We start from the raw sequence: 12,593 nt of genomic DNA, 5'->3' as shown, positions 1-12,593 counted from the left end.
CGCTCACGATGGTTGCTCGAAAGTCGGCTAAACAATCACTGAAACTGAGCGATCGGTGGCTGGCGGGTAACAACGGGACGAGCCACCCCGGTCCGCTCGGGCCGCGTCCCAGGGCGACGGGGTTGCGAGGGCTCCCCGGGTACGAAAGTCTCTCGGCGGGTGCGGCGGGTCCTCTCCACACTCGTTCCACCCATACCCACTCCCGCCCGGAGCAGCCATGTCCGACGCGCCTCCGCCTGACCCGACCCCGACGCCGCCCTCGGACCCGACTCCAACGCCGCCGGACACGTCCGCCGCGGGCAGCCAGCCGGCCGCCAACCCGCCGTCCGACCTGGCCCCTCCGGCGTCATATCCGGCGCCCGATCCGCTGGCCCCCGGCCAACCCTGGGCGCCACCTGCCCCGTGGACGCCCGGACCGTCTTCCGCGCCCTGGACGCCTGGACCGCCCGAGACGTCGTGGACGCCCGGACCGTCGTCCGCGCCCTGGACGCCCGGCCCGTCGGAGACCTCGTGGACACCCACCTCCGCGACGCCCCCGCCGCCGTCGCCGTCAACCGGCTCCAGCCCCTCCCCCGCCGGCCACCCGCCACCGGGCTGGGCACCGCCCGGCCAGCCACCGTCGGGGTGGCCGCCGCCCGGCTACCCGCCGCCCTACCTCCACCCGGGGTATCCACAGGTCGCCGGTCGCCCGCCGGGCGGCAACGGCCGGGTCGGGATCGTCGTCGCGATCGTCGCGGTCCTCACCCTCGCCCTCTGCGGCTGCGTCTGCGCGGCCGGCCCGCTGGTCAGCCAGTTGGTCCCGGAGCCGGTCGCCGAAGACCCGTACGACTCCGGCCCCTTCGACGACGACGGTTGGCCCCCCACCGTCGAACCGCCCACCACCGAACCGTCCACCGCCGCACCCGCCAGCACCGCGCCGGCGCCCACCAAGAAGCCGGTCACCCGTCCGACCTCGGGGCCGGCCCCGGTGACTGTGGTCTACGAGGTGACCGGATCGGGCCCGGCGGACATCGCGTACTACGACGCCGAGAGCGACCTCATCCACGTCGACGACGCGAAGCTCCCGTGGCGCACCACCATCCGGACCAACGGCCAGAGCCGGGTGATGGTGGAGGCCACCTGGCCGGACATCGAATACAACGGACCGCTCGACTGCACGGTCACGATCACCGGCGCCGGCAAGCCGGTCGTCGACAAGACCCGCGGATACTGGCGGACCACCTGCACGGCGGAGTGAGGCTTTCGCCTGATCGACACGGGATCGGCAATATCGCGGTATCGGAGTGCCTTTGATACCCCGATATCAGCGATCTCGAGTCGATCATGGGAACCCGGTGGGCTGGGGTTCGGCCCGTGGGTGGCCGTAGGCTGGCGCAGGTGACGACGAGCACCGATGTCGACCCGCTGGTGGCCCGGATGCGGCCGTTCGGCACGACGATCTTCGCCGAGATGTCCGCCCTCGCCGTACGGACCGGCGCGGTCAACCTCGGCCAGGGCTTCCCGGACACCGACGGCCCACCGGAGATGCTGGCCGCCGCCGCCGAAGCGCTGCGCGCCGGGCAGAACCAGTACCCGCCCGGGCCGGGGATCCCCGCCCTGCGCGCGGCGGTCGCTGCCCACCAGCGGCGGTTCCATGACCTGGCGTACGACCCGGACGGCGAGATCGTGATCACCGCGGGCGCGACCGAGGCGATAGCGGCCAGCATCCTCGCCCTCTGCGAGCCGGGCGACGAGGTGGTCTGCTTCGAGCCGTACTACGACTCGTACGCCGCCTCGATCGCGCTGGCCGGCGCGGTCCGGCGGCCGGTCACCCTGCGTCCCGCCGCCGACGGTCGGTACGCCTTCGACCCGGCCGAGCTGCGCGCGACGTTCGGCCCACGCACCCGGCTGGTGCTGCTCAACTCGCCGCACAACCCCACCGGCAAGGTCTTCACCCCGGCCGAGCTGGCGCTGGTCGCGGAGCTGTGCCAGGAGTACGGCGCGTACGCGGTGACCGACGAGGTGTACGAGCACCTGGTCTTCACCGACGCGTCGGGCCCGCACGTGCCGCTGGCCAGCCTGCCCGGGATGCGGGAGCGGACGTTGCGCATCTCCTCGGCCGGCAAGACGTTCTCCTGCACCGGTTGGAAGGTCGGCTGGGTGAGCGGTCCGGCGGCGCTGGTCTCGGCGGTGCTACGGGTGAAGCAGTTCCTCACCTTCGTCAACGCCGCCCCGCTGCAACCCGCGGTCGCCGTGGCGCTGGCCCTGCCCGACGACTACTACACCGGCTTCCGGGACGGGCTCCAGCAGCGCCGCGACCAGCTCGTCGGCGGCCTCACCGACGCCGGGTTCGAGGTGCTGGTGCCGGAGGGGACGTACTTCGTCACAGCCGACGTCACCGCCCTCGGCGGTCGGGACGGGGTGGAGTTCTGCCGGTCGCTGCCGGAGCGCTGCGGCGTGGTGGCCGTGCCCACCCAGGTCTTCTACGACGACCAGGAGGCCGGTCGGCGGCTGGTCCGGTTCGCCTTCTGCAAACGCCCCGAGGTGCTGACCGAGGCGGTCACCCGGCTGCGCGGGCTGCACTGATCGCTAAGGTCAGCCGGCCGCGCGGGCCGGTCCGACGTCGTCCGCCCGCGCGGGCGATGAGTCGTCGGCGGCGTACGCCGTGATCTCTGACGTTGTGCCCGCCAGCGTGGCGAGCAGCGCGCCGCTGTCGGCCAGCAGCACCGCCTCGGCGTCATCGACGAAGGCGAGGTCGGCCTCAACGTGCCGGCCCGCCGCCGCGAGCAGCAGCCCGACCACCGGGTCGCCGGCCTTGCGGCGCAGCCCGTCGAGGTTGCGCAGCTCGCGGAGCAGGTGCCCGCGTTGGTTGGTCAGCACGGTGCGGACGGTGCGCGCGGAACCCGATCGGGCGGCGGCGGTGACCTTGAGGAAGAAGTCGTCCCGGAAGCCGCCACTGCGCCGGCTCGGCTCGTCGAGCCATCGGTCGAGTTCGGCCCGGCCGGCGGGAGTGATCTGGTAGACCACCCGGTCGGGTTTGACCTGCTGGGCCTGCCGCTCGGCGACCACCAGGCTGTCCCGGGAGAGCCGGTCGAGGATCTGGTAGAGGTGGCCGATGTTGAGCGACCCCCACTGTGGACCGGCGGCGGCCTCGAAGGCGCCCTTCAGCTCGTAGCCGTAGCTCGGGCCGCGTGCGAGCAGTGCCAGGACCGCGTGCTGGATCGCCACCGTCTCCTCCGATTCCACTGGTCGACCGGACCAGGTCTTGCATTGTGACAATGTAACGCGCAGAGTGTGGGGCAGCACACGGGGAGGCGCGACATGCTGGGGTTCATCTGGGGTCAGCTACGCGGCCGTGCTGGGCGGTCGGTGGCGCTGCTGGCCGGGGTGCTGGTGGCGACCACCGGCTTCGTCGTCCTGACCGGCGCCACCACCACCTCCCGTCTCGACGTCACCGGCGCGGTGGAGCGCAACACCCGGGCCGCCTACGACATCCTGGTCCGTCCCAACGGGGCGCGCACCCCGCTTGAGGCCGAGCGCGGGCTGGTCCGCCCAAACTACCTCTCCGGCCTCTTCGGCGGCATCACCCCGGCGCAGTACGAGCAGGTGAAGGAGGTCGCCGGCGTCGACGTCGCCGCGCCGATCGCCATGCTGGGCTATTCGACCTCGACGGTGCCGGTCCGATTCGATGTGACCCGCGCGGTCGACCCCTCGCTGGAGCGGCAGGTCATCCGGCTCAACCCCACGTTCACCGCCGAGCGAGGGCTCTCCACCGCCCCCAGCAGCCCGCGCTACGTGTACGTGACCAAGCGCCCTCTGCTCTACCCCGAGTGGGGCGGCGACGTGGACGTTCCCTCATCTCCGTACTCGGACGGCCGGACGTACAAGTACGACGAGTATTGCGGGCAGGTCCCACGGGAGGTGCTCCCCGATGGACGGAGCGAACCGATCTGCGACCCGTACCTGGCCGTGAGGTCCGGGAACGCGGGGCAGTCTTCCGAACGGGAGAACTGGAGCGTCGACACCGTCCGGCTCCTGCCAGACGGGCGTTTCGAGGCGAACCGCTGGCTGCCCGGCCGGGCCGAACGCGTCGTCACCGACCAACTGGTGGTCACCTACCGGGTGACGGTGCCGTTCCTGCTGGCGGCGGTGGACCCCGAGGCGGAGCAGCGCCTCGTCGGCCTGGACGACGCGGTGACCGAGGGCCGTTCGCTCCGGCTCGACGACACGACCACCGAGACCTCTCCCGGACCGAGTGTGACCGAGCGGTCGGTCCCGGTGTTGAGCACCAGCCGCCCCTACCTCGACGTCACAGTGCGGTCCGCCCTCACCCGGCTGCCGCAGGCGCGACCGGCGGGGCTGCCCATCGGCGAGCTGGAGCGGACGCTGGGCCGCGCCACCGGGCTCGGGGTCGGCACCGAGGAGTACACGCTGACCGACGGGTACCGCGACCTGCTCGCCAAAGGGATCTCCAAGACCGGCTGCTGCACGGGTGAGTTGCAGACGATCATGCAGGCGGGCGCGCCGGAGTACGAGCGGCTCCCCGACGGCGCTCTCCGTGCTGTCGCGCGACCACCGTTCGATCACGCGCTGTACGGCGGCGAGAGCGCTCTGAACCTCCACTCCCGTCCGTGGCTCGCCGACGACAACGGCTTCCGCCCGGTGACCGCGCTTCCTCAGCCGCCGTCCGGCGGGCACCTCCAACTCCGGTTCTGGCAGACCGTCGGCATCTTCGATCCGGAGAAGCTGAGCGGGTTCAGCGACCTGTCCCGGGTGCCGCTGGAGACGTACGAGCCGCCACGCACCGACGGCGCCGACGAACGCAGCCGCCAGGCGTTGGGCGGTCGGCCGCTGGAGCCGAGCGGAAACCCGGCCGGCTACCTCTCCTCGCCGCCGCTGCTGCTCACCAACCTGGCGGCGGTGCCGAAGCTGCTGGAGGGCGACGTCACCCCCACCCGAACGGCGCCGATCAGCGCGATCCGGGTCCGGGTCTCCGACGTCGCCGGCTACACCGACCGGTCCGCCGAGCGGGTCCGGCTGATCGCCGAGCGGATCGCCGACACGACCGGGCTGGACGTCGATCTCACCTTCGGCTCGTCTCCCGCTCCGCAGACCGTGGAGCTGCCGGCGGGCTCGTTCGGCCGGCCGGAGCTGCGACTGACCGAGCCGTGGTCCGCCCTCGGGGTGGCGTCGGTCATCACCAGGGCCGTCGACCGCAAGAGCCTCGTGCTGTTCGGGTTGGTGTTGGTGGTCTGCGGGCTGTTCCTCGGCAACGCCGTGTCCGCCGCCGTCCGGGACCGGCGCCGCGAACTGGCGGTGCTCGCCTGCCTGGGCTGGTCAGCCCGTCGGATCGCGGCGCTGGTCCTCGGCGAGGTGGCCGCACTGGGGCTGGCCGCCGGCCTGCTCGCGCTGGGGTTGGCGTTCCCCCTGGCCGCCGCGCTGGACATCGGGATCGGTTGGCGTCAGGCGGTGCTCGCCGTACCTGTGGCTCTGCTGCTGGCGCTGGTGGCGGGCCTGGTCCCGGCGCTGCGGGCCGCGGGCGCCCACCCGGCCGCCGCCCTGCGGCCGCTGGTGGCCCCGGCCCGCTGGGTACGCCGCCCCCGCAGCCTGTTCGGGATGGCCCTGGTCAACCTGGTCCGCACCCCCGGGCGCACCCTGCTCGGGGCGGGCGCGCTGGCCATCGGGGTGACCGCGCTCACCCTGGTCAGCGCCGCCGCCTACGCCTTCCGCGGCGCGATCGTCGGCAGCCTGCTCGGTGACACCATCTCGCTGAACGTACGGAGTGCGGACACCCTGGCAGCGGTCGTCACCGTCCTGCTCGGCGCGGGCGCCGTCGCCGACGTGCTGTACCTGAACGTCCGGGACCGCGCCGCGGAGTTGTCCACACTGCGCGCGGTCGGCTGGACGGACGCCACTCTGGCCCGCCTGGTGGGTTACGAAGGGCTCCTGATCGGCGCGCTCGGGGCGGTGGCCGGAGCCGGGCTCGGGCTCGCCGGGGCCGCCTGGCTGGTCGGTGGCCTGCCGAGCGCCCTGATCCTGGTCGCCGCCGCGGTGGCGCTCGTCGGGGTGCTGATCACCTGTCTCGCGGCGCTCGTGCCGGCCGCGTTGCTGCGCCGGCTCCCGACCGCACGGCTACTGGCAGAGGAGTGACGATGGAGGCAACGACGGGCAGCACGGTCCGGATCGTCGGGCTGACCCGGCAGTTCCGCACCGGAGCCGAGCGGCTGACCGCGGTCGACGACGTCTCGCTGGAGATCGCGGCGGGGTCGGTGGTGGCACTGACCGGCCCCAGCGGCTCCGGCAAGTCGACACTGCTGCACCTGATCGGCGCCATCGAGCAGGCCGACAGCGGCACCATCACGGTCGACGACGTGGAGATCACGGCGCTGCGGCGTACCGCGCTGGCCCGGTACCGGCAGCGGGTGGGCTTCGTCTTCCAGCGCTACCACCTGCTGCCGGCGTTGACCGTGCTGGACAACGTGATCGCCCCGGTGCTGCCGCAACGCGGCCGGGCCGACCACGCGACCCGGGCCCGTGAGCTGCTCGACGCCGTCGGCCTCGGCGGACGGGAACGGGCGATGCCGACGCAGCTCTCCGGTGGCGAGCAGCAGCGGGTCGCCATCGCCCGGGCGCTGATGGGCGCGCCCGGGCTGCTGCTGGCCGACGAGCCCACCGGCAACCTCGACTCGACCACCAGCGCCCAGATCCTCGACCTGCTGCTCGACCTGCGGGAGCGGCATGGCATGACGATCCTGCTGGCCACCCACGAACGGTCGATCGCGGCCCGCTGCGACCGGTTGGTCCGGCTCGGTGACGGCAGCCTGGTCGAGGACCTCGACCTCACCGACGGCGAGGACCCCGCCGACACGTACGAGCGGGCGGCGCGACTGCGGTTGTGACGCCGCCGGTTGGCGGCCTCAGCCGACCGGGCTGGCGGTGCGGACCAGCTCCGCGATCCGCTCGGCGACGGAGCGGGCGGTCTGCTCGGTGGCCGCCTCGACCATCACCCGGACCAGCGGCTCCGTGCCCGACGGGCGCAGCAGCACCCGACCGGTCTCGCCCAGCTCCGCCTCGGCCCGCTCGACCTCGGCACGTACGGCCGGCGCGGCGGCGCCGACGGTGCGGTCGCCGACCGGCACGTTGATCAGCACCTGGGGCAGCTTGGTGACGACCGAGGCCAGCTCGGCCAGGGATCGGCCGGTGGCCGCCATCCGGGCCATCAGGTGCAGGCCGGTGAGCACTCCGTCGCCGGTGGTGGCGTGCGCGGGCATCACGATGTGGCCGCTCTGCTCACCGCCGAGCGCCAGCCCGGAGGCGCGCAGCTCCTCCAGCACGTACCGGTCGCCGACCTTCGTCTCGATGAGCCGGATGCCCTCGGCGGACATCGCCAGCCGCAGCCCGAGGTTGCTCATCACGGTGGCGACCAGGGTGTCCTGGGTGAGCGTGCCGGCGTCCCGCATGGCGAGCGCGAGGATGGCCATCACCTGGTCGCCGTCGACCTCGTCGCCGTCGGCGGTGACCGCCACGCACCGGTCGGCGTCGCCGTCGTGGGCGATGCCCAGGTGGGCGCCGTGCTCGACGACGGCCTCGCGCAGCGCCTCGATGTGGTTCGAGCCACAGTCGTCGTTGATGTTCAGCCCGTCCGGCTCGGCGTGGATCGCCACGACCTCCGCGCCGGCCTCCCGGTAGGCGACCGGGGCGACCTCGGCGGCGGCGCCGTTGGCGCAGTCGACCACGACCTTGATCCCGTCCAGCCGGTGCGGCACTGTGCCGACCAGGTGCTGGACGTAGTGGTCGGCGCCGTCGAGCAGGTCGTGCACCCGGCCGACGCCGGCGCCGGTCGGACGCTCCCAGGCGGTGGTGGCGTTCGCCTCCACGGCCGCCTCGATCTGCATCTCGATCTCGTCGGGCAGCTTGTGCCCGCCGGCGGCGAAGAGCTTGATGCCGTTGTCCGGCATCGGGTTGTGTGACGCGGAGAGCATCACCCCGAGGTCGGCCTTGGCCTCCGCGGTGAGGTACGCGACCGCCGGGGTGGGCAGCACACCGACCCGCACCACGTTGGCGCCGGCGCTGGTCAGCCCCGCAACCACAGCCGCCTCCAGCATCTCGCCGCTGGCCCGGGTGTCCCGGCCGACCACGGCGAGCGGCGGATGGCTGCGGTCCGTCTCGGCGAGAGTGTGCGCGGCGGCCACGGCGAGCGCGAGCGCCAACTCCGGGGTGAGATCCGCGTTCGCCCGCCCGCGTACGCCGTCCGTGCCGAACAACCGACCCATACCCGCCAACCTCCGATGAGCACTGCCAATGAGGAGAAAGCGGAACGGCCGGTCCACCTCCCCGGTCGAGGGGAGGCGGACCGGCCGTCCGTCAGAAGTACAACGCGCTGGTGAAGATCAGCGCTTCGAGTACTGGGGAGCCTTACGGGCCTTCTTGAGGCCGTACTTCTTGCTCTCCTTGACCCGGGCGTCCCGGGTGAGGAAGCCGGCCTTCTTCAGGGCCGGGCGGTCGTCCGGGTCGTTGATGATCAGCGCGCGGGCGATGCCCAGCCGGAGCGCACCGGCCTGCCCGGTGGTGCCGCCGCCACGCAGGTTGGCGATGACGTCGAACTGCTCGGGCTTCTCGGCGGTGACCAGCGGGTCCTTGATCAGCTGCTGGTGCACCTTGCTCGGGAAGTACGCCTCGAGGTCCTGGCCGTTGCAGGTGATCTTGCCGGTGCCCGGGACGATACGGACCCGGACGATGGCCTCCTTGCGGCGGCCCACGGTCTGGATCGGCCGGTCACCACGAGGCGCGCGGGCGACGGGCGCCGGCGCCTCGGTGGCCTCGGGGGCTTCCGGGGCGACCTCGGTCTCGGTGATGTCGGTCATGCTGCTTCCTTCGCCCGCGCTCACTGCGCGATCTGCTTGATCTCGAACGGCACCGGCTGCTGCGCGAGGTGCGGGTGCTCGGCACCGGCGTAGACCTTCAGCTTCTTGATCAGCTGACGGCCGAGCTTGTTGTGCGGGAGCATCCCCTTCACGGCCAGCTCAATGGCCCGCTCGGGACGCTTGGTCAGCAGCTCGTCGTAGCCGATCTGCTTCAGACCACCCGGGTAACCGGAGTGGCGGTAAGCGACCTTGGTCTGGCGCTTGTTGCCGGTCAACGCAACCTTGCCCGCGTTCACGATGACGACAAAGTCGCCCGTGTCGACGTGCGGCGCGAAAGTCGGCTTGTGCTTACCACGCAGCAACGTGGCGGCGTGGGTGGCCAGGCGGCCCAGCACGACATCAGAGGCGTCGATGACGTGCCACTGACGCTCGATCTCACCCGGCTTCGGGCTGTACGTACGCACAGGTCTACCTTGTCTCGTCGTCGGTCTGGGGTCGCGCGCCGAGGTGACCAGGCGCGCACGAACGACCAAGCGTACCTGATAGGGCACGCCTCTGGATGTCGTACAACAGCAGGCAACGATACCCGGCGCCCCATCAGCAGGTCAAAACGGGGGTACGGCCGCGCGTGCCGGCGCAGCCCATCATGGCACAGCTCACACGCCGGCCAGCCGGGCCGCCCCCCGCCGGCGGTAGACGACCCAGGTCACCGTGACGCAGAGCGCGTACCAGGCGATGAACGCGAGGTAGGCGGCGTCGGCCGTGCCGGAGGTGAGGAACGACTGGCGGAAGGCGACGTTGACCAGCACCCCGCCGGAGGCGCCCACGGCCCCCGCGATGCCGATCAGCGCGCCGGTCATCCGGCGGGCCCAGCGGGCGGCGGCAGCCGGATCGCACCGGTCGTCGGCCACCAGTCCCGCCGCCCGGGCCCGGAAGATCGCCGGGATCATCTTGTAGGTGGAGCCGTTGCCGACGCCGGAGAGGACGAACAGGGCGAGGAAACCCGCCAGGTAGAGCGCGAACGACCGCTCCCGGGCCGCGTACAGGACGGTTCCGGCGCCGGCCGCCATCGCCACGAAGTTCCAGAAGGTCACCCGGGCTCCGCCCAGCCGGTCGGCGAGGTGCCCGCCCAGCGGCCGGATCAGCGAGCCGACCAGCGGGCCGAGGAAGGTCAGCCAGGCGGCGTCGACCGGGGTGGGGAAGCGTTCGGCGAACTGGAGCTGGAGCACCTGGCCGAAGGCGAAGCCGAACCCGATGAACGACCCGAAGGTGCCGACGTAGAGCACCGACATGATCCAGGTGTGCGGGTCGCGGGCCGCCTCGCGCAGCGCGCCGGGCTCGTTCCGGGCCCCGGGGACGGTGTCCAACCACCGGGCCGCCGCCAGCGCGGCCAGCACGATCAGCGGCAGGTAGACCGCCGGCACCAGCCGGGGGTACGCGGCCCCGGCGGTGGCCAGCACCGCCAGCCCGACCAGTTGCACCGCGGGTACGCCCAGGTTGCCGCCACCGGCGTTGAACCCGAGGGCCCGGCCCTTGAGTCGCTGCGGATAGAACAGGTTGATGTTCGCCATCGAGGAGGCGAAGTTGCCGCCGCCGACCCCGGTCAGGCAGGCCAGCACCATCAGGGTGGGGTACGGGATCCCCGGCTCCAGTAGCACCGCCATCGGCACGGTCGGCACCAGCAGCAGCAGCGCGCTGACGATGGTCCACAGTCGTCCGCCGAAGCGGGCCACCGCCAGCGTGTACGGCAGCCTCAGCACCGCGCCCAGCGCGGCCGGCACGGCGGTGAGCAGGAACTTGCCGGCCGGATCGATGCCGTACTCGGGGCCGAGGAAGAGCACGGTCACCGACCAGAGGCTCCACACCGAGAAGCCGACGTGCTCGGCGAAGATCGAGACCCAGAGGTTGCGCCGGGCGATCGGCGCCCCGGTCGTCCGCCAGAAGCCGGGGTCCTCGGGGCGCCAGTCGGTGAGCTCGCGCCGACGCCCGGCGGCGTCGGGTGGGGCAGCGGTGACTGCGGTGCTGGTGAGCGTGCGCACTGCGGCTCCTCCTCGTCGGTGTGACCAGGGGGAACGCTAGGAACGCCGGGTTACCGGGCGGTGCCCGTCGCGGGTCGACAGGGAAACGAGGGCCGCACCGCCGACCGGTGGCGGTGGTGAGACCCGCCCGGCAACGACCGGACGGGAAGCGGCGGTGGTCAGAGCTGCTGGAGGATGCGCAGCGCGCGGCCGACGCGGAGCATGGTGTCGGTGTCGGCGACGTCCACGCAGTCGGTGAACCACTTCTTCATCGGCGAGGAGAGCCGGTCGGGCATCACCACGTACCGGCCCATCGACACGGCGAGCGGGGAGTCCCGCAGCAGCGACTCCTCGACCACCTCGACGACGATCACGATGGGCACGTCTGTGGAGTTGTAGACGTCCGAGCTGATCACGAGTCCGAGGCGTTCCCGGGCGCCCTCGATGCGCCAGACCTCACCCCTACGCAGCACGCGGCCGGCCGCGGAAGAGCAGGTCGTCGACCATGCCCACCTCGCGGGCGTCGGCGAGGGCGGCGGATTCCAGGTCCAGGCCGGCGCGGTTCACTGCGGCGGCGTGCGCGGTGAAGACCTCGCGCAGCGCCTTCTCCCGGGCGGCCTGGTCCATCCACGCGGAGAGCGACAGCCCCTCGCGCTTGGCGAACCGTCGGGCCTCCTCGATCGTCTCGTCTGTGAACGACAGGGTCACCTTGGCAGTCATGCCGGTGAGACTACCCATCGGTATGACCATCAGTCATCCTCACGACCGGGCGGGTCACCACCGGCGTCGAAAGGCGCATTCCGGCGTTGGTCGGACAGGTCAGCGCCCCACGCCGTTCGCCCTGCCGCCGAACACCGCGAAGCGCCACTCCTTGAAGTAGCAGTCGACGTCGACCAGCCCGGCCTCGGTGAGCCACCGGCACTGGTCGGCGACGGTCGCCGGTCGGTCGTGCCGCATCCGCTCCCGGGCGGCGGCGATCTCCTCGGCAGGCGGTCCCAGCTCGGTGATCCGCTCGGTCCACACCTCGTCGTAGCGCAGGTCCAGGGCCGGGGTCGGGCCGGCCACCTGCTCGGCGTTGACGAACACCCCGCCGGGCACCAGCGCGGCGGCGGCCCGCCGGTAGAGGGCACGCTTGTCGGTGTCGGCCAGGTGGTGGATCGCCAGCGCGCTGACCACCGCGTCGTACCGGCCGGTCGGCAGCGGGTCGGCCAGGTCGGCCCGGACCGTCCGGTGCGGCACGGACCGGGCGTGCAGCTGGTCGGTGGCGCGGGCGAGCATCGCCGGCGCGGCGTCCACCAGGGTCAGCCGCACCCCCGGCACAGCGGCGGCGAGCAGCAACGAGAGCAGGCCGGTGCCCGCGCCCAGGTCCAGCACCTCAGGGGTACGCCCGGCCGCCCGCGCGGCCCGCAGCGGGGGCGCGGCCACCTGCACCGCCGTGCCGTAGAAGGAGTCGAAGCAGGGCACCAACCGTCGGCGTGCCGTGTCGTAGCTGCCCGCCACCGCGTCGAAGGCGTCCGCCACAGTCATCGCGCTCTCCCAAATATCGAGACAACTTTCTCATATTTTAAGCCATGGGCACCGTCCCGCCATCGAGCCCCCTGCGCCGGTGCGGTGTGAGCCCCACTTGACAGGACCGAAACAGAAGGGACCCGGACCGGAAACCGCCCGGCGGCACGCTTTCCCGACATGACAGACGGTGCACGACCGGCAACTCCACAGGGATTCCCACCCC

At 72.4% G+C, this 12,593-nt stretch carries 12 protein-coding genes; 4 read left to right on the top strand and 8 right to left on the bottom strand.

Annotated elements, in window-relative coordinates; genetic code table 11:
- Positions 1–217 precede the first annotated feature (217 nt).
- A complete protein-coding gene (locus tag GA0070607_RS16430; RefSeq protein WP_089018988.1) occupies positions 218–1,237 on the top strand; it encodes an MmpS family transport accessory protein in 1,020 nt (339 codons plus the stop codon).
- 86 nt (positions 1,238–1,323) lie between these two features.
- Positions 1,324–2,565 (top strand): pyridoxal phosphate-dependent aminotransferase, encoded by a 1,242-nt coding sequence (locus GA0070607_RS16425; protein WP_089018987.1) that lies wholly within the window; start codon positions 1,324–1,326, stop codon positions 2,563–2,565.
- Positions 2,566–2,574: 9 nt separating this feature from the next.
- Here the strand turns inward: GA0070607_RS16425 and GA0070607_RS16420 are convergent, their stop codons facing one another.
- A complete protein-coding gene (locus GA0070607_RS16420) occupies positions 2,575–3,225 on the bottom strand; it encodes a PadR family transcriptional regulator (RefSeq protein ID WP_157743170.1) in 651 nt (216 codons plus the stop codon).
- 75 nt (positions 3,226–3,300) lie between these two features.
- Between GA0070607_RS16420 and GA0070607_RS16415 the strand changes: the two genes are divergently transcribed.
- Both GA0070607_RS16415 and GA0070607_RS16410 read left to right on the top strand, forming a co-directional pair.
- Positions 3,301–6,129, top strand: coding sequence for an FtsX-like permease family protein (locus tag GA0070607_RS16415; RefSeq protein WP_089018985.1), 2,829 nt, complete (start codon positions 3,301–3,303; stop codon positions 6,127–6,129).
- Positions 6,130–6,131: 2 nt separating this feature from the next.
- Positions 6,132–6,878: an ABC transporter ATP-binding protein gene (locus tag GA0070607_RS16410; protein WP_089018984.1), complete on the top strand. Its 747-nt coding sequence runs from the start codon at positions 6,132–6,134 to the stop codon at positions 6,876–6,878.
- An 18-nt stretch (positions 6,879–6,896) separates the two neighbouring features.
- Here the strand turns inward: GA0070607_RS16410 and glmM are convergent, their stop codons facing one another.
- From glmM to GA0070607_RS16375, 7 genes are all read right to left on the bottom strand, one after another.
- Positions 6,897–8,252 carry a phosphoglucosamine mutase gene (gene glmM / locus GA0070607_RS16405; protein WP_089018983.1) on the bottom strand — a complete coding sequence of 452 codons (1,356 nt, stop codon included), beginning with the start codon at positions 8,250–8,252 and terminating at the stop codon, positions 6,897–6,899.
- Positions 8,253–8,369: 117 nt separating this feature from the next.
- Positions 8,370–8,843: a 30S ribosomal protein S9 gene (gene rpsI / locus GA0070607_RS16400; RefSeq protein WP_074314527.1), complete on the bottom strand. Its 474-nt coding sequence runs from the start codon at positions 8,841–8,843 to the stop codon at positions 8,370–8,372.
- A 20-nt stretch (positions 8,844–8,863) separates the two neighbouring features.
- Entirely contained in the window at positions 8,864–9,307 is a 444-nt protein-coding gene (gene rplM / locus GA0070607_RS16395; RefSeq protein WP_053653864.1) for a 50S ribosomal protein L13, read from the bottom strand.
- Positions 9,308–9,499: 192 nt separating this feature from the next.
- Positions 9,500–10,882, bottom strand: coding sequence for an MFS transporter (locus GA0070607_RS16390; RefSeq protein WP_089018982.1), 1,383 nt, complete (start codon positions 10,880–10,882; stop codon positions 9,500–9,502).
- A 158-nt stretch (positions 10,883–11,040) separates the two neighbouring features.
- A complete protein-coding gene (locus GA0070607_RS16385; RefSeq protein WP_074314529.1) occupies positions 11,041–11,334 on the bottom strand; it encodes a hypothetical protein in 294 nt (97 codons plus the stop codon).
- Entirely contained in the window at positions 11,324–11,611 is a 288-nt protein-coding gene (locus GA0070607_RS16380; RefSeq protein WP_089018981.1) for a DUF6364 family protein, read from the bottom strand. Before GA0070607_RS16380 ends, GA0070607_RS16385 begins: the two co-directional genes overlap by 11 nt.
- 69 nt (positions 11,612–11,680) lie before the next feature.
- A complete protein-coding gene (locus GA0070607_RS16375; protein WP_089018980.1) occupies positions 11,681–12,388 on the bottom strand; it encodes a methyltransferase domain-containing protein in 708 nt (235 codons plus the stop codon).
- Between the last annotated feature and the right edge of the window lie 205 nt (positions 12,389–12,593).

The sequence above is a fragment of the Micromonospora coriariae genome (assembly GCF_900091455.1).
GTDB classification, from domain to species: domain Bacteria; phylum Actinomycetota; class Actinomycetes; order Mycobacteriales; family Micromonosporaceae; genus Micromonospora; species Micromonospora coriariae.
Note: the sequence above shows the minus strand (reverse complement) of the source record. Positions and strands in the feature narration are given on the sequence as shown.

Excerpts from the sequence above, each read along its gene's own strand:
- GA0070607_RS16430 (WP_089018988.1), top strand. The coding sequence starts at position 218 with ATGTCCGACGCGCCTCCGCCTGACCCGACCCCGACGCCGCCCTCGGAC.
- GA0070607_RS16425 (WP_089018987.1), top strand. The coding sequence starts at position 1,324 with ATGGGAACCCGGTGGGCTGGGGTTCGGCCCGTGGGTGGCCGTAGGCTG.
- GA0070607_RS16415 (WP_089018985.1), top strand. The coding sequence starts at position 3,301 with ATGCTGGGGTTCATCTGGGGTCAGCTACGCGGCCGTGCTGGGCGGTCG.
- GA0070607_RS16410 (WP_089018984.1), top strand. The coding sequence starts at position 6,132 with ATGGAGGCAACGACGGGCAGCACGGTCCGGATCGTCGGGCTGACCCGG.
- glmM (WP_089018983.1), bottom strand. The coding sequence starts at position 8,252 with ATGGGTCGGTTGTTCGGCACGGACGGCGTACGCGGGCGGGCGAACGCG.
- rpsI (WP_074314527.1), bottom strand. The coding sequence starts at position 8,843 with ATGACCGACATCACCGAGACCGAGGTCGCCCCGGAAGCCCCCGAGGCC.
- GA0070607_RS16380 (WP_089018981.1), bottom strand. The coding sequence starts at position 11,611 with ATGGTCATACCGATGGGTAGTCTCACCGGCATGACTGCCAAGGTGACC.
- GA0070607_RS16375 (WP_089018980.1), bottom strand. The coding sequence starts at position 12,388 with ATGACTGTGGCGGACGCCTTCGACGCGGTGGCGGGCAGCTACGACACG.